This is a genomic window from Flavobacterium sp. 3HN19-14 (assembly GCF_051373205.1).
Lineage (GTDB): Bacteria > Bacteroidota > Bacteroidia > Flavobacteriales > Flavobacteriaceae > Flavobacterium.
This window is the reverse complement of sequence record NZ_JBPPZT010000001.1, coordinates 1,317,048-1,335,910: the sequence shown is the minus strand read 5'-3', so window position 1 is coordinate 1,335,910 and position 18,863 is coordinate 1,317,048. Positions and strand designations below refer to the sequence as shown.

Sequence of the window (18,863 nt, the reverse complement as noted above, 5' to 3'; positions counted from 1 at the left end):
TTGATTTAAAAGTTGTTTTCATTTTTCAACATATCCGGGCTATGCGAACATGATCAAATCAGATGATTATCTTACGCCTCTTCCACCGTAAACGTAAGATCTTGCAGCATCGTAAGCAGCTGCAGCCGATCGGTCTGATGTACGTACCTTTCCGGCAGCCTCAACCCAGTCGCCACCTCTATGGCCTGCTCCTGAAGCAGTAGTGAGTGATGGCCAGCTTGATACGTTTGCATCACCGTTAGCCAATATATTTCCATCGCCTAAAGCTCCGGTGAATCCGATACCGGCAGTAGCAGCAGTAATAACGGTCTCAAGCACATTTCCGCCCAATTCCATCACACCATAATAACCTGCACCCGCAGAAGCCCTTCCTGATGAACCTGTTGCAAAAACACCAACTCTTAGTGGCCCCAGCTGGCATTGCTGCTGTTCACACCATAAGCACATGCTCCGTTAACAGCCGGCGTAAGGGTTTCGTTAGGCAAAAATTTATTGATAACGCTACCTGAGTAACTTGGCACGAATGCAATATCTGTAGTTCCCCAAGGGTATTCTCCGGCAACGCGAGGCAGCGGAGCACGACAAGATTTTTCGAATTCCAATTCGGTCATCGGGCGCAAAGCAGACCAGTCAAGGTAAGCAGCCACATCTGACCACGACATATTGTTCATTGCGATATTTGCTCCGTCATCTGTGTTGTTTTCAACGCCTGCAGTCCAGTCATTGGCATAAACAGCTGGAATAGCGGCATTATTTCCAGGTGTAAGGATGATAATTCCGTTGCGATAAGCTTGGCTGTTAAAGATTGGAAATGTTCCTGCAGCACTGATCGGATCACTCACAGTATGCGCTTTTTGCTGGTCGTAAGTAAGAGAATTCAAAAAATCAACATATTGAGATTGGGAAATCTCATTTTCATCATATAAAAAGAGTTGTAACCCATTGGATAAGCAGCCAGTAGAGCGCAGCGCCACCACCTAAAGTTGCAGCAGAAATTCCGCCAGTTTGTGATGTACCCGTTACCGTAATACTGTTGAAGGTAGAAGCCGCAGTTGCATCACCCAATTCGAAAGAGCTTTGCGGGATGTTTACCATTTCAATCCCGAAAACTTTGAAGTTATAGGTTCCTGCCGGAATTGTCATTGTTAAAGTCACTGAGGTCACAGGCACAGTTCCGCCGCCTAAAGCGCTTCTATGGATAAATACGCCTTTTCCGTCTGCTACCGCGTCAACCACTAAAGGGGATGAAGTTGAGTGATCTCCGGAAGAAGTACTCAAGCCTGCATGTGCCCACAAACGGGTGTTACAATCCTGGTATTTAATAAATACCCAAACGGCGTCGTAATTGGCCGGAGCTACGTTGGCGAACCAACTGTTGTCCCACGTGATGTCAAAGGTAATCTGGTTACCTACAACGGTCGTTCCGCTGATCTGAACATTATTTGCATTTGCATTCACTGCAAATACAAACAATAAAAAAGCAATTGCTCTTGAAAATAATTTTTTAGTTTTCATCTTATACATTTTTTAAAAGTTATGAGACAAAGCTAATTTTGAAATGCGTAGTACGAAATACGTAGAATGTCGTATTTTAACTTTTTATTTTGAAAATGAATGAGTTACAAATTATATAAGTCAATTATAGCACAAAAAAAATACGACGAATGTCGTATTTTTCTCATTGGTTAAGTAAAACAGATTTTATCAGATCAACTGATTATTTTTTGCTTTTTGGATTGCTTCAAGTTTGCTATGGACTTGTAATTTCGTATAAATATTTTCGATGTGACGACGAATAGTTTTCGGCGAAAGAAATAAATTATCAGCAATAATCATATAACTCAATCCTTTGCTGAGTTGCTCGAGCACTTCGATTTCGCGTTGCGAAAGACTGATTTCTTCCTTGCTTTTTGCATTTTCAATTGAAAACGGGTTGCGCAGCAATTTCAGTGCTCTTAATGCAATCGACGGATTCATTGCCGCACCGCCGTTGAGTGTTTCAATAATGCCTTTGTACAGCGCATCGTGTTTGACTTCTTTCAGAAAATACCCGTCGGCGCCTGCCTGAATTGCATTAAAGATATTCTCATCATTATCAAAAATCGTGAGCATGATGATCTTGATTCCGGGATATCTTGCCTTGATGATGGCTGTCGCTTCAATCCCATCGATTTCGGGCATTTCAATATCCATCAGAATCAAATTGATATCGGGATTCTTTTCGAGCTTCGCCAGCAAATCCTTGCCGTTGACCGCCTTGATTTTGCAATCGAGGTCGTCAAAGAAAGACAATTTGTCCTGAATCGCCTTGATCAGGAATGTATTGTCGTCGGCAATGGCTATCTTGATGGTTTCGCTCATGATAATTTTCGGTGCGAATTATTTCATTAATTTTTCAGTATCCTTGCTGAGCATCAGGTTGATGGCAGGATTCATCATTTTGTAGGCTTTCAGCATCGATTGTTTGGTGAATCCGCCTTCAGTCCAGAAATAATAATAGACCGAAATCGAATTGCTCGTTTCATTATAATACGATTTCACCATAATGATTTCGTCATTGAATTTATCGACTAATTCGAGTGCTTTTTGTTTCGAAACGCCATCAACGAGCAAAAACGAGCCGCTGAACGATACGAATCTGTTCTGCTTGTCAATGTCGACATAAAAATCAAAAATGTCTTTGGTTTTGATGTAATCATCTTTGGTTTCAACGACAGTAATCAAGGCGTTTCAAAAGTTTCCTTCAGAAATGCAGGTGTCACCTGATCTGCGGTGATAACAGTTTGCGCGTTTCCGCCTGCTGACACAAAAAGTAACAGCAATAGTACCGGGTAAAAGAAAAGTTTTTTCATTGTGCGAAAGGTTTAAAAATTAATTGTTCAAATATCATTCAAATTAAAGCAGTGTGAAATACGACAAATGTCCCATTTTTAAACGGGCATTTCTAAAAGTACGCGCGTGCCTTTTCCGTTTTCTGAAGTCACTTTTACTGAGGCCTTCAGTTCTTTTGCGCGTTTCTGCATATTGTTGAGTCCGTTGCCGGATTCAGCGTTTTCAGTATCGAAACCTTTTCCGTCATCGGTGATTTCAATGTTGATGGAGTTACTTTTTTTCACGATGGCAACCGCAATTTTTTTCGCCTCGGCATATTTCAATGCGTTATTGACAGACTCCTGGATAATCCGGTAAATGTTCATGCCGTCAATCGATGAAAGTGGTTTTTCATTCGTATTTCCTTCAATCGAAAATTCAAAATCGATATGTTCCTGCGATGATTTGGCGCTGTTGATGAAATTCGTAATGCGCGTTTTCAGGTCATCAAAAGTAATGTCATTCTTGTTCATCGCCCAAATCGTATCGCGCAATTCATAGATGGTATCGACTGTAAATTCGCTTACGGCATTAAGCTTTTGGTTGAGTTTCTCCTTCGGAATATCGAGTAATTTCAAAGTGTCGATTGTCGAAATGATGAAAGTCAGCTGTGCCCCGATGTTGTCATGCAAATCGCGTGAAATCTGAAGCCGCTGCTGCTGCAAATGGTTTTGCGTCTCAATTTTCGACATCGCTGCACGCAATTCATTTTCTTTTTTTAACTGGCGGTTTTTGAGTTTCTGCTGGTTGTAAAACAAATAACCAATCAGGATAAAAACCAGACAGGCGATGGCGAGGTAAATGAACTGGCTGTTTTTGCGTTTGATTTCCAACTCCCTTTCGGCAACAATGGCGCGGCTTGAAGCGAGTTCGTGTTCTTTTTTTTCTGTTTCATATTTGACCTCAAGGTCGGCGATTGCACGGGCATTATTCTTTGAAAAAAGGCTGTCCTTCAATGAAATGAATGCATCCGTGAACTTCTTCCCTTTTTCATAATCGCCCAATTGATAACTGCTTTGCGCAGCACTGAGGAAAAGCTCTTCGGAAAAACTCCTGTAATTCGGATTTTTTTTCAGTATTGCAAGTGCTTTGTTGGCATAATTCAAGGCCACTTTCGGTTGGTTCAGTGCGTTGTAAGAAGCACTCGATCCCGAAAAAACGATGAGGCGGCTTCTGTCAGATTCGGTATTTTTATCGACGACTTTCAGTGCTTCCAGATAAGCTTTAATCGATTCGCTGTATTGTTTTTTAATGAAATAAGCGTTGCCGAGATTATCGAGAATTTTCGCATAAACGATATCGTTGCGCGATTCGGCGGCGACTTTAAGTCCTTTTTTATAAGTAGAAATCGCCAGATCAAGTTGCCCAAGATTTTTATAACAATACCCCATATTGTTGAGCGAACCCGATAATTCCTTCATCGATTTGTTCTTTTCGCGAAGCTTATAAGCCTTGATATGACACTCGAGCGCTTTGTCGAACAAGCTCATTTCCTGATAAATCAGTCCGATATTGTTGAGGTTGATGGCAACGTGCTCGCCGTTTGTATCGGTTTTTTCACTGATCTTTAGCGCTTTGAAAAAATACACCAGCGCCTGGTTGAAGTTGCCTTTGTTCCAGTAAAACATGCCGAGATTGTTGATGCAAAAAGATTCGAGTTCGGTGAATTTGCTTTGCTGGCTTAACGTCAATGCCTTGCTGAAATAATATTCAGCCGAATCAGATTTCCCAACCACATCCATCAAAATGCCGTGCGTGTTGATGAGCTTGGCGTAACCAAATTTTGAATTGGCTTTAAGCGCAGCTTTTTCAGCAGTATCGAGAATTTCCTTCGCCTTTTTTACATCATTGAAAGTATAATGAAATGCAATTTTATTATAAGCGATAAACCGAATTGAATCGTTTTTAGCCGTTCTTACCACTTTGTACAAACTGTCAATCTGTTTTTTATCTTGTGCATTACAAAGACTCAAAATCAATAAAAACACCAGTATAAAATGGCTTTTCTTCATCTAAATCAGGTTATTGTTTTTTGCCTTTTGGATGGCTTCAAGTTTGTTGTGCACCTGAAGTTTCGTATAGATATTTTCGATGTGTTTCCGAACCGTACTCGGCGATAAGATGAGGTTGTCGGCGATATTGATGTAATTAAGTCCTTTACTTAAATGCTCCAAAACCTCGATTTCGCGCGTTGACAATTTGATTTCTTCCTGGTTTTCGCGACTGCCGAAATCGACGGGATTCCTGAGTAAATTCAACGCCTTATAAGCAATCGACGGATTCATCGCCGCACCGCCGTTAAACGTTTCCTGAATGCCCTGGAACAAATCTTTCGGATTGATTTCCTTCAGCAAATAACCATCAGCACCGGCTTTGATTGCGTTGAAAATATTCTCGTCATTGTCAAAAACCGTCAGCATGATGATTTTGATCTGCGGATAACGCGATTTGATGATGTTAGTTGCTTCGATACCATTCACGTCAGGCATTTCAATATCCATCAGAATGAGGTCAATATTGTGGTTGTTTTCAAGCTTTTTAATGAGGTCGTTGCCGTCGATGGCGGTAAATTTCACAACAAAATCTTCAAAAAAAGATAATTTCTCCTGAATCGTCTTGATCAGGAAATGGTTGTCGTCGGCAATGGCAATTTTAATCATTTTGAAAAATTTATAGTTCGGTGTCTTTTGGTTTCGCGATAGAAATGGTGATGGTCGTGCCTTTTCCGGCTTCAGAAACAATATCGAATTTCCCATCGATATCGTTCATGCGCTTCCTCATATTATGAAGGCCGTTGCCGGCAATGATGCTTTGCTCGTCAAATCCGTCGCCGTCATCGCTTATTGCAATCTCAATAATTTCACCCAAATCGCGCACATCGATTGCAATTTTACCGGCATTGGCATATTTGATGCTGTTGTTGATGGCTTCCTGGCTCACGCGGTACAAGTTCATTCCGGTTACCGAAGAAAGCTTGATATCATTGAGTTTTTCATCGATTTTGAAACTGAATTCCATGTCTTCGCGGGCAATTTTCGCCTTGTCGATGAAATTCATGATACGCATCTGCAAATCCTCAAAGGCAATCGCACTGCTGTTCATCGCCCAAATCGTGTCGCGCAGTTCAACAATCGTAGATTTGGTGAAATTGCTGATGCTTTGCAGTTTGCTGTCGAGTTTGGTGTTTTCCAAATCAAACGCATATTTGATATTGTCGACTGAGGAAATAATAAAAGTAAGCTGCGAACCGATGTTATCATGCAAATCGCGCGAAATACTAAGCCGCTGTTCCTGCAGTTTGTTCTGGGTTTCGATGACTGCGATGGCCGATTTGAGTTCGAATTCCTGTTCCTGCTGGTGGTTTTTGAGTTTCTGTTGGCGGTAAATGAGGTAACCGATGAAAATTGCAAAGAAAATCGAAATCGAAAGAATCAGCAGCAAAATGTTCTTTTGCTTGGCTTCGGCTTCTTTTTTAATCAATAATTTTTCCTTTTTTTCGGTTTCATATTTGGTTTCGAGTTCGAAAATCGCCTTGGTTTTTTCGGCTACAAAAAGGCTGTCTTTGCCTTTCGCATACAGATTTGAATAGGTGTAAGCCTTATCAAAATGGCCTGATTTTGCATTCGCTTTGGCGAGATTTCCATATGCTTCAACTTCAAGCAGATAAGCATCTGATTTTTTTGCCGCCGCGACGCCTTTGTCTGACATTTTGATGCTTTCGGCATAATTTTTCTGCTTTACGAGGCAATTCGCATAAGCGTTATAAGTATTGGCAACCTCGTACCAATTCTGGTATTGTTCGTGCAGCGCGACCGATTTGATGTAAGCCGCATTCGCTTTGGGAAATTCGTGCAGACTGTCATAAACCATCGCGATATTGGCGATTGGATAAGCCGCATAACTGTCATAACCGAGCTTGCGATAACCTTTCTCGGCCATTTCTGAATAGCGCAGTGATTCTTTATACCTTTTGAAGTTGATTAGCAGCGAACCAAGGTTTCCGGAAGCAATAGTTATCCCGAAATCAGCTTTCGCCTCTACATACAAATCATATGATTTTTGGTAATATTTAAGCGCTTTTGTGTATTCTTTCTGGGTTTTGTAAATGATGCCGATATTGGTGTAAGTCATCGCCAGCTTTTCGATATCCTTCTTTTTATCGTAATAAGTCAGCGCCTTAAAGTAATTCTGAAGCGCAGCATCAAACTGCCCTTTCATATCGTGGGTAATACCGATATTGTTGTAAGAATCGGCAATACCGACTGAGTCTTTTAATTTTTTCCGAACGGAAAGTGATTTGGTGTTGTATGTTAAGGCAGAATCAAGTTCGCTGCTGTTCTGGTAAGTCGTCGCGAGCGAATTGTATGCAACCGCAAGAAAGTGTCGTTCTTAACCGAACGTGCGTTGGTCAGGCATTCCTTCGCATAATAAAGCGCCTTATCCGGATTGTCTTTGCTGTACTCTTCGCAGAGCAGCATCAGGGTTTGGAATCTTCCTTTTTCGGACAGCTTTTTTTTGAGTTGCCCTTGCAGGCTGTCAATTACGGGATTCTTTTGCGAGAAGGCAAATAAAGTCGAAAACACAAAAATCAATACGTATAACTGCTTCATAATTGTACACTTGAATTATAAAAGTAGTTAAATAATGTATTCATCCGATCTTGTAAGTTTATTCCAGTAGATTATTTTTTTTCAGTATTTCAAAAAAGTCGAATTGCAGTGCTACAATATCGCGGCTGAGCTTGGAATTGGAATTCCTGATTGCTTCTTTCAATTCGTCTGCGAGTTTTATTTTTTCGTGCTGTTCCTTCTGGTCGTTGAGCAATTCGATGATCACCGATTGCAGCGACGCAACTTTGCCGGCATGCATCGCCGTAACCTTCCTCTTGTTTACCAGCAGGTAAGCAATGACGGCAGAATTAGCGATAATGATCAGGCAAAGTATAAGAATCATAGTAGATTTGGCAAATTCCCTTTAAATTGGGAAAAGTCCTTTCCAGATTTTTGAAAATGAAGTTTCGCGGAATCATTTTCTTTCTGGAAAGGACGGTAATTAATAAACCCCAAACAAAATTGGTTTTTCCTGCAGTAATACTGCAATTTTTTTATTCCTTAGTTCTGGAAGTTGATGTTGAATCCACCGTTAGTGATTTCTTTAACGTCGCTTTGGTCGCTTTGGTTTTTAGAAGTAAAGTGGAAATTTCCAACGATTTTGGTGTCAGTGATTTCAGTAATTGTTACAGATCCTGCAACGCCACCGCCATCCCACGGAGCAGCATAAATTTTTGTTGCCATTGGGTTGCTCAGGTTTACTTCAGTATAACTTGCAACGATTGCGATCAGGTTATCTCCCCCGATTTCATAAGTTCCTGTAGTTGCACCAATGCCGTTCATTACTATGTTTAGGTTTTTTCCTCCTGAATTGGTTCCGGAAAGTGAAATTGTGAACGCATTGCCATTCGCTACTTTAACTGCAGTTGTTGCTGCCGCCATAGATGTAAATCCTGAACCGCCGATTTTAGCAGTAATTGTGCCGTTTGCTGCCGTTCCGCCGCCGCCATCATCGTCACTGCCGCTGCAAGAGATTACCATAAATGCCAGAGCTAAAAAGCTCATTCTTGTAATTGAGAGAATTGTTTTCATGTTTATTAAATTTTTGTTAGTTTAACTTGGGTTCAAAATTGCGATTATCAGTCAGGCGAATCAATACGACAAATGCCCTATTTTTTAGATTATTTTGTTGTTTTTGGCCTTTTGGATGGCTTCGAGCTTGTTGTGCACCTGAAGTTTAGCGTAAATATTCTCTACGTGTTTGCGCACCGTTCCAAGTGAAAGAATAAGATTGTCGGCGATGTTGTTGTATTTCAAACCTTTGCTGAGTTGCTCGAGCACTTCGATTTCGCGCGTGGTGAGTTTTACCTCATCATTGCAACCGGGATGATCAATTTGGATAGGATTTCGGAAAAGTTTTAACGTTTTGAGCGCAATTGAAGGTGTCATTGTCGCGCCACCGTTGAGCGTTTCAATAATCCCCTGGTTCAAGTCTTTCGGATTGACGTCTTTCAGCAGATAACCATCGGCTCCCGCCTTAATCGATTTAAATATATTCTCATCATTATCAAAAATCGTAAGCATGATGATTTTGATGTGCGGATATCTCGATTTGACGATTCCGGTGGCTTCAATGCCATTCATCTTTGGCATTTCAATATCCATCAGAATAAGGTCGATGTTGTGGTTGAGCTCGAGCTTGTCAATCAGGTCTAAACCGTCATTCGCGGTATATTTGCAGGACAGGTTTTCAAAAAAAGAAAGTTTTTCGGCTACGGCCTTCTGCAAAAAAACATTATCGTCAACGATTACAACTTTGGTCATGACTATTGGTTTGGTGTGTTAGTCTGACAAATGTGGTGATATCATTGGCACGAAAAAATACGGCATATTACGTATTTTAACAAAAAACGACGAAGTTGAGTCTTTTTACAGATTTGAAGTTGGATTTGTTTTTGGTTCCGGAAGTACAATTTTGATGGTAGTTCCTTTACCAATTTCAGAAGAATAAGAGAATTTTCCGCGGATGCCTTCGATGCGTTTTTTCATATTTTGAAGGCCGTTCCCTTTTTCAGTCGTTACTATGTCGAAACCTTGTCCGTCATCGGAAATATAAATTTCAATCGTATTGTCAACGTGTTTGGTGTGGATTGAAATGTTACCCGCATGTGCATATTTAATGGAATTATTCACCGCTTCCTGAATCGCCCGGTAAATGTTCATGCCGACAATCGACGTCATTTTGAGGTTTTGAAAATCCTTGTCGATGTCAAAACTAAAGCTGATTTCCTCTTTGGCGATTTTGGCTTTTTCGATAAAATTCAGCACGCGGTTCTTGAGATCGGTAAACGTAATCGCATTATTGTTCATCGCCCAGATCGTGTCGCGCAGTTCAACAATGGTAGATTGCGCAAAATCGCTGATTGTTTTTAGTTTGTTGTCGAGCTTGCTGTTTTCGGTATTAAATCCGAATTTGAGATTATCCACAGACGAAATGATAAAAGTCAATTGCGCGCCAATATTGTCGTGCAAATCGCGCGAAATCGCCAATCGTTGTTCCTGTAATTTATTCTGGGTTTCAATTTGTGTAATGGCAGATTTGAGTTCAAATTCCTGTTCCTGCTGTTTGTTTTTCAATTTCTGCTGGCGGAAAACCAGATAACCGATCAGCGCAATAAAAAAAGCAAAAACGCCAATGATTATCAGTAAAAATCGCGATTGGCGCACCTGGATGTCTTTCTGCAGCAACTGGTTTTTGTTCTCTGCGAGTTGCTTTTCCTTTTATTGGTTTCAAACTCCACTTCCAATTCGGCGATTTTGGTGTTGGTGTCTTTGTTTAATAAACTGTCTTTAAACTGCGCATAAAGCTTATAATTCCGGAAAGCTTCATTGCCATTACCCAATAATTCATATTGTTCCGACAGCATTTTATGGCTGTTGACCATCAGGTTGATATAACTGAATTGTGTTGCGATATCCAAAGCTTTTTTATACCAAACGATGGCTTCGTTGTGGTTTTGCTGCATCGCATACAAATCGCCAAGACTGGTATAGGTTTCTGCGATTCCGATGTGCGCATTGAGTGATTGCCGGATTTTCAATACTTTTTCATAAATGGGTTTTGCCGCGGCATATTGTTCCCGCATCAGGTAAATTCCCGCAATATTATTAAGGCTGTAAGGAATACCAAGGCTGTCTTTTCCGGCTTCTTTCATAGAAAGCGCTTTGTTGTAGAAAAATAACGCGCTGTCCAACTGGTTTTGCATTTCCTTCAGTACACCGTAATTATCATAGATTTTCATCAGCGCGACATTGAATTTTCGCTTTTCAGAAATACGCATTCCGACCAACATGTATTCCTGCGCTTTTGCCATGTTGCGGCGTTTCATCATATAACCAAGCTCGCCATATTGACCCGCCAGTTTTTCCTGCTGGTTGGTTTGCTCGTAAATTTTTATGGCTTTCAGCGAATATGCAACGTTCTCGTCATATTTTCCCAGATAGTAATAAACAAGGCTCAGGTTGCTGTAACTGTCTGCCAGTTCGGATTTATAATTTATCTTTTGCGCATCGCCGGCATTTTTGAGGAAAACGGATGTCAGGCTTGCCGCTTTTGCAATCTTCACCTCAAACGGAATCCCGTTAACAGAATCAATGGCTGTTTTTGTCTGCGACCACGAAAGGTGCACGAGCAACATTACGAAAAATAAAACAGCTGATTTTTTCATCTTTTAATCTGTATTGATCTTTTCAGGAACGGCAATATCGATTTTGGTCCCGCTGCTGTCAGATTGAAGCGAAAATACTCCGCCGATATCTTCAATTCTCTTTTCATATTGAGCAATCCATTGCCGCCGCCATTGTTTTCAAGGTCGAAACCACTGCCATTGTCGGTAATTTCTATTTCTATTTTGGCATTATTACGCCTTACTTCTATCGAAATTTCACTGGCACGCGCATATTTGATGCTGTTATTGACTGCTTCCTGAATGGTTCGGTAAATATTGATTCCTTGTATGGAACTCAGTTTGATATCGCCAAGATTTTCAGCAATATTGAATTTAAAATGGATGTCTTCTTTCGCGATTTTGGCTTTTTCGATGAAATTGAAAATACGCGCCCTCAAATCCTCAAAAGAAATCTCGTTATTATTCATCGCCCAAATCGTATCGCGAAGCTCGATGATTGTCGATTTCGTAAAATCGCTGATTTTGTCAAGCCGGTTGCCAAGTTTTGTATCTTCATCTACATTAAAGCCATATTTTACGGTATCTACAGAAGATATTATAAAAGTAAGCTGCGCACCAATATTGTCGTGCAAATCCCGTGAAATGCTGAGTCGTTGCTGCTGAAGTTTATTCTGTGTCTCGATTTGTGAGATTGCAGTTTTCAATTGAAATTCCTGTTCGCGCTGGTTGTTCCTGAGCCTTTGCTGGCGCTGGATCATAAAACCGACTACGCCTAAAAATAAAATCAAAAGTGAAAGCATCACGATGGTTGTGGTTTTTTGCTTGGAATCGGCTTCATTCTCGAGCAGCTGCACCTTATTTTCTGCGAGTTGTTTTTCTTTTTCTGGGTATCGTAAACGATTTTATATTCTGCGAGCGAAGCGACTTTCTTTTCGTCAATCAGCAATTTCCATTCGTCATGAAACATCCTGTAGGCGTTGAATGCTTTTTGAAATTCGCCTTGCGATTGATAAATATCGGCTAGAATGTCATACGATTTGGCAAGGTTATGCCGGTTTTTTATCTGCTTGAGTAAATCGATGCTTTTAAAAATCTGCTCTTCGGCGGTCTTGTATTCTTTAGTAAACATTGACAGGTAAGCCAAATTGCTGTAGGAATCTGCGATTTGCTTTTTATTGCCGCTGGCGATATCAATTTTCAGGCATTCATTGAAATAATATTTCGCACTGTCAAGCGAATTGGTATACATATAACAATGCGCTTTGTTATCGAAGAATGGCGATTTTAACCGAGGCGAATTGATTTCATTTGTGATTTTGATGCATTCCTCATCGATTTTGAGAGCGGCTTTAAAATCACCTGACATACCTAGAACGTTGGCGAGGCTGTGTGCAGCGTACAAATAAATATGATTGGTCTTATTATTTTCGAGCGTTTTTAAAGCGATTTTGAGGTTGTCTATGGCCCATCCATGTCACTTCGCTGTTGAAAAACTTCACCGATATGGGCATGTGCGTCGGCAATCCCGATGCGGTCATTTATTTTTTCGTAAATTTTTAATGACTTATAGTAATTCCCGAGCGCCTTTGGGTATTCACCTGTATTTTTATAATAATTTCCTATCCCCAGCAGGCATACGGCTTTGAGCGTATCGGTTTTGGTGTTTTTGACGAGTTGGTAGGCCTTCTCAAAATCTTTGAGCGCCAGTTCGTATGAAGAGGCATATCCATGTGCCGTCCCGCTCATGATTGCGGCCAGAGCTTTGTATTCGTTTGATTCATTAACCGCTGCTTTTTTCATTTTTACGGCGTATGATGTCAGCGAATCCGTTTCCACATTCGAAGCGTCATAACGGTATTTGTACCAGTTGAGGATTTGTTGCTCATTCTGTCCTGAAACTGCGGTTTTGGGCTGTACTTTTTCCTTTTCACACGAAGAAAACAGGAGCAGCAGGGCAAACATTGCTAAAGCATTTTTCATAAGTAATTTGGCATTTAAATACGCCGTCAATTTAACGATATTTAAATTATAAAAGAAAAAAAGCATTATTTGTTGAGCAGGTTGTTGCGCGATAAGATTTCAAACATCTCGTGGTTCAGGTCGAAAATATCATTGCTGAGTGCCGTATTGACCGATTTGATTTTCTCGCGCATATCGTCAGAAAGCTGCAGCTGATTGTTTTGTATCGCGTGCTGTTTGTTAATCTGGAGGATGAAATCTTCGAGTGTTTTTATCCTCGAGTTGAATTTTCGGCGATCCATATAAAACCTGTAGTTCAGGTAAAAAATAACTCCGGTAAGCAATAGCGATAAAAAAATCAGGAAATTAAGCATGGCTCAGACATTTAGTGGATGTAATGTAAGATTCAAATTTGGCTTAAAAAATGAAGGGAACAAATACGCTGTTTTTCGTATTTTGAGAAAGTCGGGAAGATTGGAAGACAGTGAGACCGCAGGATTTTTACACCGAATCTTATATTCTCAAAATCCCAAAGCCTAAAAAAAGGCCACAGAATAAATCTGCAGCCCTTTCCAACTACCAAAACTTATTAGATTTTGATTTCTTCTTAGTTCGCGAAAGTTCCTCTGAAAGAACCATTGGTAACCACTTTCTGTGAACTGCAGTCATTTTCTTTTTTACCTGTAAAACTGAAAGTACCTTCGATTTTGGTATCGCTCAATGAAGTTACAGTCACAGTTCCTGTCGCACCATCGCAATTGTCAGTATCCCATTCAGTGTTATTGTTGCTGCCACCGCCATTGGTATTGATGGTGTAAGCCAAAATACTTTGTGAGGTCGGGCTGATCTGGTAGGTTTGTCCGGCTGCAACCTGCCCGATAAGGATAACCTGCATTCCGTTAAATTCCATATCGCCAACTGCCGAAGCATCTGTGCAGGAAATGGCAATTAACTGTTGGTCTCCGCTTCCTTGCTTGGTTGCGATACCGGCAGATTGTCCGTTGAATGAAGTAGTTTTAAACTGAACGCCGTCAACCTTTGCATTGATGTAAGTCGCCAAAGAGCTTCCGCTACCGCCGTCATCGTCACTGCCGCTACAAGCTGATAATACTAATGCCATGGCTGCGAAAGCCACAAATCCGAATTTTTTTAAATTTTTCATGTTTTTAAATGTTTGAAGTTATAGGGCAAACCTATGGCGAATTCAAACATCAGGAAATACGGCATTATTCGTATTTATCAGTTTTGCGTAGAAATTATCAAATAAAATATTTTAAAAAGCCTTTAGAAATAACGTTTTTTTAAAAAAAGAATTATTTCTTCAAAATGCAATCTGCGGGTATTTTTCCTGAATCGCATTAATTTTCTGTTGCAGTTTCGACAAAAATTGTTGGTGCTGTTCTGTTTCCGGATTGAAAGGGCGATGGAGTAATGATTTTTGGACGGCATCTATCTCGGTCGAAAAAGCCAGCGCTTCCGAAGTAAGATAATTTTCCGAAAACCTTTGCCAGATATAATCAATTGCTGTCTGGTTCGGATGCAGCATGTCTTCGGCATAAAAACGGTAATCGCGCAGTTCATCCATCATGATTTCGTAAGACGGAAAATAGTCAATTTCATCCAATACTTGCCGCGCTTGGTGAACGGCCGTAATCAGGTTGGATTTGCTCCATTGGTTTTCCGTAAAACCATCTTTGATGTGACGCACCGGTGAAACTGTAAAAATAAATCGGCAATTCGAGTTTACAGACTTTACCTTTGCTGTGATATTGACAAGACTATTTTTGATGGTTTCAGGCGAAAGCAATTCTTTGGAAAATTGCTGTTGCGGCACCTTATGGCAATTCGCAACCAGATTTTGGGAATCGATTTTACGATAAGTCCACGCCGTTCCAAGTGTAATGACAATATGAGTAGATTCGGTTATTTGTTGCTTCGCTGCCTGGATTATACGGTTGAGGTTTTCCAGAAGCGACTCTTTTCCGGATGACTGATTTCCGAATGTGCATCGAAGCAATGCCATAATTCGTTGTGAAAAAGATGTCATCTGCGCCGAATTCTTTTCCCGAAAGGGCAAAATCAATCAACTTTTCAATCGCAATCGGGTGGAATAAAATCCCAAAAGGATTGGTCACATTCTGTAATTTAAAATACCGGAATTTCTCGCCGATATTCACCGCAAAACAAGAACCCAAAGACACCACTTTTGAATCATAGCCAATCGGATTGCTACTTCTTGAAATGGGTATTTGGGTTCTGAATTGCATGAAAGTTCGTTTGCACAAACTTACTGATTTTAATAGAAATATTTGGTGGTGTACGTTTCGCCTTCTTCAGTTTCTGTTTCTGTTACCGGAAAATCATGGGAATTGTATGTAAAAGTGCTTGAGTTGTAAAGTGTCCCGTTATATCGTTCCTCAACAATATTATTCATATAATTTAAATTTTGACCGGCTGCAAAAGCGATTTTACCATATCCGGTAATGTTCATGAACGGGTTGTTCTTGCTGTCAAAAACATAAGTTGTAGTTGTGGTTGGCAAATCGGGATCAGTGCTGTATTGCTCTAATTTGTCGGCGTAGATTCTTCCTGAAAACTCAAAGGTATCCTGCGCATTCGCATCGCCGTAAAAACGATCAAAAGAAATTGTGCCGTCGCTGTTGTGCGTATATTCAAATTTTTCGCCGTAACCGTCTTCAAATTCGATATCAGTATAAGTTGTGAGTTGCCCCTGCGCATTGTATTCGAAAGTTTCGCGTTCAACAACCTGATTGCCGAAGAAAGACTCCCATTTCGTAATCAAATCGCCAGTGTAGGTAACAACGGTGTGTGTTCCATCGGAATCAACCGTTCCCGTAATTTTATGGTCATTGTACGAAATTTTCGAAGTAATAGTTGTTTCACCGTCGTTAAATACGATTTTTTTAATCAGGAAATCTTCAGTTGCGGAAGGCCCGTCATCATTGTTGCCGGTACATGATGATACAATGGCTGCGAAGCTGAACAGGTAAAGTAATTTTTTCATTTTGTTTCAGTTATGGTTTTAAGTGAGGCGAAAATAGCAATTATTTTGAATCTTCAGCAAAGTGCAAAAAAATAAAATCCCACATTTACGATTGCCGCAGATATGGGATTTTAAAAATTTATAAAATTTGATTTTGCGTCGGTTATTTTACGAAATCAATTGCTTTTTCCAATGCTTCAGGAATTCCGTCAACATCTTTTCCGCCTGCGGTTGCGAAGAATGGCTGTCCGCCGCCGCCGCCCTGGATGAATTTTCCGAGTTCTCTTACGACAGTCCCTGCATTCAAGCCTTTTGATGCCACTATTTCCTTTGAAATATAACACGTCAACATTGGTTTTTCATCGGTTGAAGTGGCGAAAACAATAAATAAATTATCACCCAAAGTGCCGAGTTCATAAGCTAAATCTTTAGCGCCCGTCGCATCTAAATCAACTTCTGTGGCGAGAAATTTTACGCCGTTGATTTCCTGTAACTGAGAGGCGAATTCACCTTTCATATTTTTAGCTTTCTCTTTGAGCAATTGTTCGATTTGCTTTTTGAGTTTCGTATTTTCATCTTGTAATGAATTCACAGCTTTCACAGCATCCTGCGGGTTTTCGAGGGTTTCCTTGATTTCACCAAGCGTTTTTTCCTGCTGGTTGAAATAATTCTTCACCGCGTCATTCGTAATGGCTTCAATCCTGCGGATTCCGGCAGCAACGGCACCTTCGCTTAAAATCTTGAAATGCCAGATTTCGGCGGTATTTTTTACGTGTGTCCCGCCGCAAAGTTCAATGCTTTCACCAAAACGGATAGCGCGAACCGAATCGCCGTATTTTTCACCGAATAAAGCCATTGCGCCTTCGTCAATTGCTTGCTGCATCGGGATATTTCTTCTCTCTACCAAAGGCAGGTGTTCCTGGATTTTTGCATTTACGAAAGTTTCAACCTGCTTTAATTCCTCATCCGTAACTTTCGCGAAATGCGAAAAGTCGAAACGCAGATAATTTGGCGAAACGAGCGAGCCTTTTTGTTCAACATGTGTACCCAGAATACTTCTTAAAGCCTGGTGCAACAAGTGCGTTGCGGTGTGATTGCTTTGCGAATGCGCTCTTGTCTCTGAATTCACTTTTGCGATAAAGCTGCCATTTAAATTCTCAGGCAATTGTTTTGCAAAATGTAAAATCAGGTTATTTTCTTTTTTTGTATCGGTGATTTCGATGGTTTCGTTAGCAGATGTGAGAATGCCGCGGTCGCCAACCTGCCCTCCTCCTTCCGGATAAAATGGCGTTGCATTCAATACAATCTGGAATAAAACACCGTCTTTTTTACTGTCGATTCTTCTGTAGCGCGTGATTCTGACTTCGTTTTCGAGTTGGTCGTAACCTACGAAAGATTCGGTGTTCCCTTCGACTAAAATCGTCCAGTCATCGGTTGAAACTTCTGATGCGGCACGCGAACGGGTTTTTTCGAGCAGACATTGCCTTATCAAAATCTTCTTCATTGAACGACATGCCTTTTTCCTTCAGAATCAGCGCCGTCAAATCTTTTGGAAAGCCGAATGTATCGTACAATTCGAATGCTTTTTCGCCTGAAACTGCTGTTCCTGAAGTTTGCGAAACGACATTTTCAAGCAGTTGTAATCCCTGCTCTAAAGTTCTTAAAAATGATGTTTCTTCCTCACGGATGACATTCGTAACCAACGATTGCTGCTGACGGATTTCCGGGAAGAAATCGCCCATTTGCTTCGCTAAAACATCAACCAATTCAAAAATGAATGGTTCTTTTTTATCCAAGAAGGTAAATCCGTAACGGATCGCACGGCGTAAAATCCTTCTGATTACATAACCGGCACCCGTATTCGACGGCAATTGTCCATCTGCAATTGCAAAAGCAACCGCACGCACGTGGTCAACGATAACACGGATCGCTATATTGATTTTTTCTTCTGCTTCTGACGCTTTTCCGGGCGTATATTTCGTTCCCGTAATCGCTTCTACTTTCGCGATAAGCGGTGTAAAACATCGGTGTCGTAATTTGATTTTGTGTGCTGCAAAACCATGCAAAGGCGCTCGAAACCCATTCCTGTATCAACGTGCTGTGCCGGTAATTTTTCGAGTGAACCGTCGGCTTTGCGGTTGAATTCCATGAAAACGTTGTTCCAGATTTCAACGACTTGCGGGTGGTCGTTATTCACTAAATCCTTCCCTGAAATTTGTGCTTTTTCTTCCGCAGAGCGGATATCCACGTGGATTTCAGAACAAGGGCAGCGCGCAAGTCGTCGCCCATTTCCCAAAAATTGTCTTTTTTGTTGCCGAGTAAAATGCGGTCTTCTGAAATTAAACTTTTCCAGATATCGTATGCTTCCTGGTCGAACGGCACGTTTTCTTCTTCGCTGCCTTCAAAAACGGTTACATATAAAATATCCTTATCGATTTTGTAGACTTCCGTCAATAATTCCCATGCCCAGTTGATGGCTTCTTTCTTAAAATAATCGCCGAAAGACCAGTTGCCGAGCATTTCGAACATTGTGTGGTGGTAGGTATCAAAACCAACATCTTCAAGGTCATTGTGTTTTCCTGAAACGCGAAGGCATTTTTGCGTATCGGCAATACGTTTACTTTTCGGCGTTCCGTTACCGAGGAAAAATTCCTTGAACTGCGCCATTCCCGAATTGTTGAACATCAGCGTCGGATCGTCTTTTAAAACGATTGGCGCAGACGGCACGATCAGGTGGCCTTTGCTTTCAAAGAATTCTAAAAACTGCTTGCGGATGTCTTGCGATTTCAT

The 18,863-nt window shown here is 40.9% G+C and carries 24 protein-coding genes and 2 pseudogenes; all 26 read right to left on the bottom strand.

What is annotated here, in order from left to right; genetic code table 11:
- Positions 1-66: 66 nt before the first annotated feature.
- The 26 genes and pseudogenes from ACSLFW_RS07005 to alaS all read right to left on the bottom strand — a co-directional run bounded on the left by ACSLFW_RS07005 (position 67) and on the right by alaS (position 18,863).
- Positions 67-447, bottom strand: a complete 381-nt coding sequence (locus ACSLFW_RS07005) for a hypothetical protein (RefSeq protein ID WP_436555182.1) — start codon at positions 445-447, stop codon at positions 67-69.
- A complete protein-coding gene (locus tag ACSLFW_RS07000) occupies positions 402-974 on the bottom strand; it encodes an SUMF1/EgtB/PvdO family nonheme iron enzyme (protein WP_436555181.1) in 573 nt (190 codons plus the stop codon). The genes ACSLFW_RS07005 and ACSLFW_RS07000 overlap by 46 nt, the downstream gene beginning before the upstream one ends.
- A complete protein-coding gene (locus tag ACSLFW_RS06995; RefSeq protein WP_436555180.1) occupies positions 919-1,515 on the bottom strand; it encodes a hypothetical protein in 597 nt (198 codons plus the stop codon). Before ACSLFW_RS06995 ends, ACSLFW_RS07000 begins: the two co-directional genes overlap by 56 nt.
- A gap of 189 nt (positions 1,516-1,704) precedes the next feature.
- Positions 1,705-2,361 (bottom strand): response regulator, encoded by a 657-nt coding sequence (locus ACSLFW_RS06990; protein WP_436555179.1) that lies wholly within the window; start codon positions 2,359-2,361, stop codon positions 1,705-1,707.
- Between the two features lie 18 nt (positions 2,362-2,379).
- Entirely contained in the window at positions 2,380-2,724 is a 345-nt protein-coding gene (locus ACSLFW_RS06985; protein ID WP_436555178.1) for a hypothetical protein, read from the bottom strand.
- Entirely contained in the window at positions 2,721-2,852 is a 132-nt protein-coding gene (locus ACSLFW_RS06980; protein ID WP_436555177.1) for a hypothetical protein, read from the bottom strand. The genes ACSLFW_RS06985 and ACSLFW_RS06980 overlap by 4 nt, the downstream gene beginning before the upstream one ends.
- Before the next feature lie 78 nt (positions 2,853-2,930).
- A complete protein-coding gene (locus tag ACSLFW_RS06975; RefSeq protein WP_436555176.1) occupies positions 2,931-4,883 on the bottom strand; it encodes a tetratricopeptide repeat protein in 1,953 nt (650 codons plus the stop codon).
- Complete coding sequence (locus tag ACSLFW_RS06970; protein ID WP_436555175.1) at positions 4,884-5,531, bottom strand: response regulator; 648 nt, start codon at positions 5,529-5,531, stop codon at positions 4,884-4,886.
- Between the two features lie 10 nt (positions 5,532-5,541).
- Positions 5,542-7,089 (bottom strand): tetratricopeptide repeat-containing sensor histidine kinase, encoded by a 1,548-nt coding sequence (locus ACSLFW_RS06965; RefSeq protein ID WP_436555174.1) that lies wholly within the window; start codon positions 7,087-7,089, stop codon positions 5,542-5,544.
- 3 nt (positions 7,090-7,092) lie between these two features.
- Positions 7,093-7,197: pseudogene (locus ACSLFW_RS06960) on the bottom strand (hypothetical protein); the annotation flags it as partial.
- Positions 7,182-7,481 (bottom strand): hypothetical protein, encoded by a 300-nt coding sequence (locus ACSLFW_RS06955; RefSeq protein ID WP_436555173.1) that lies wholly within the window; start codon positions 7,479-7,481, stop codon positions 7,182-7,184. The pseudogene ACSLFW_RS06960 and the gene ACSLFW_RS06955, both read right to left, overlap by 16 nt.
- Before the next feature lie 58 nt (positions 7,482-7,539).
- Positions 7,540-7,824, bottom strand: a complete 285-nt coding sequence (locus ACSLFW_RS06950; protein ID WP_436555172.1) for a hypothetical protein — start codon at positions 7,822-7,824, stop codon at positions 7,540-7,542.
- Between the two features lie 158 nt (positions 7,825-7,982).
- Complete coding sequence (locus ACSLFW_RS06945; protein ID WP_436555171.1) at positions 7,983-8,513, bottom strand: DUF6252 family protein; 531 nt, start codon at positions 8,511-8,513, stop codon at positions 7,983-7,985.
- 84 nt (positions 8,514-8,597) lie between these two features.
- Positions 8,598-9,245, bottom strand: a complete 648-nt coding sequence (locus ACSLFW_RS06940; protein ID WP_436555170.1) for a response regulator — start codon at positions 9,243-9,245, stop codon at positions 8,598-8,600.
- A gap of 105 nt (positions 9,246-9,350) precedes the next feature.
- Entirely contained in the window at positions 9,351-10,169 is an 819-nt protein-coding gene (locus ACSLFW_RS06935) for a sensor histidine kinase (RefSeq protein ID WP_436555169.1), read from the bottom strand.
- Entirely contained in the window at positions 10,124-11,149 is a 1,026-nt protein-coding gene (locus ACSLFW_RS06930) for a tetratricopeptide repeat protein (protein WP_436555168.1), read from the bottom strand. Before ACSLFW_RS06930 ends, ACSLFW_RS06935 begins: the two co-directional genes overlap by 46 nt.
- A complete protein-coding gene (locus ACSLFW_RS06925; RefSeq protein WP_436555167.1) occupies positions 11,146-11,964 on the bottom strand; it encodes a sensor histidine kinase in 819 nt (272 codons plus the stop codon). The genes ACSLFW_RS06930 and ACSLFW_RS06925 overlap by 4 nt, the downstream gene beginning before the upstream one ends.
- A complete protein-coding gene (locus ACSLFW_RS06920) occupies positions 11,910-12,512 on the bottom strand; it encodes a tetratricopeptide repeat protein (RefSeq protein WP_436555166.1) in 603 nt (200 codons plus the stop codon). The genes ACSLFW_RS06925 and ACSLFW_RS06920 overlap by 55 nt, the downstream gene beginning before the upstream one ends.
- Positions 12,513-12,568: 56 nt before the next feature.
- A complete protein-coding gene (locus ACSLFW_RS06915; protein WP_436555165.1) occupies positions 12,569-13,090 on the bottom strand; it encodes a tetratricopeptide repeat protein in 522 nt (173 codons plus the stop codon).
- A gap of 65 nt (positions 13,091-13,155) precedes the next feature.
- Complete coding sequence (locus tag ACSLFW_RS06910; protein ID WP_436555164.1) at positions 13,156-13,443, bottom strand: hypothetical protein; 288 nt, start codon at positions 13,441-13,443, stop codon at positions 13,156-13,158.
- A 233-nt stretch (positions 13,444-13,676) separates the two neighbouring features.
- Positions 13,677-14,231, bottom strand: coding sequence for a hypothetical protein (locus ACSLFW_RS06905; RefSeq protein ID WP_436555163.1), 555 nt, complete (start codon positions 14,229-14,231; stop codon positions 13,677-13,679).
- Positions 14,232-14,390: 159 nt separating this feature from the next.
- Complete coding sequence (locus ACSLFW_RS06900; protein ID WP_436557391.1) at positions 14,391-15,017, bottom strand: GSCFA domain-containing protein; 627 nt, start codon at positions 15,015-15,017, stop codon at positions 14,391-14,393.
- Positions 14,941-15,336: a GSCFA domain-containing protein gene (locus ACSLFW_RS06895; protein ID WP_436555162.1), complete on the bottom strand. Its 396-nt coding sequence runs from the start codon at positions 15,334-15,336 to the stop codon at positions 14,941-14,943. Before ACSLFW_RS06895 ends, ACSLFW_RS06900 begins: the two co-directional genes overlap by 77 nt.
- A gap of 29 nt (positions 15,337-15,365) precedes the next feature.
- Positions 15,366-16,094 carry a hypothetical protein gene (locus ACSLFW_RS06890; RefSeq protein WP_436555161.1) on the bottom strand — a complete coding sequence of 243 codons (729 nt, stop codon included), beginning with the start codon at positions 16,092-16,094 and terminating at the stop codon, positions 15,366-15,368.
- A 142-nt stretch (positions 16,095-16,236) separates the two neighbouring features.
- Positions 16,237-17,577: an alanine--tRNA ligase-related protein gene (locus ACSLFW_RS06885; RefSeq protein WP_436555160.1), complete on the bottom strand. Its 1,341-nt coding sequence runs from the start codon at positions 17,575-17,577 to the stop codon at positions 16,237-16,239.
- Positions 17,501-18,863, bottom strand: a pseudogene (gene alaS, locus ACSLFW_RS06880) (alanine--tRNA ligase). The gene ACSLFW_RS06885 and the pseudogene alaS overlap by 77 nt, the downstream one beginning before the upstream one ends.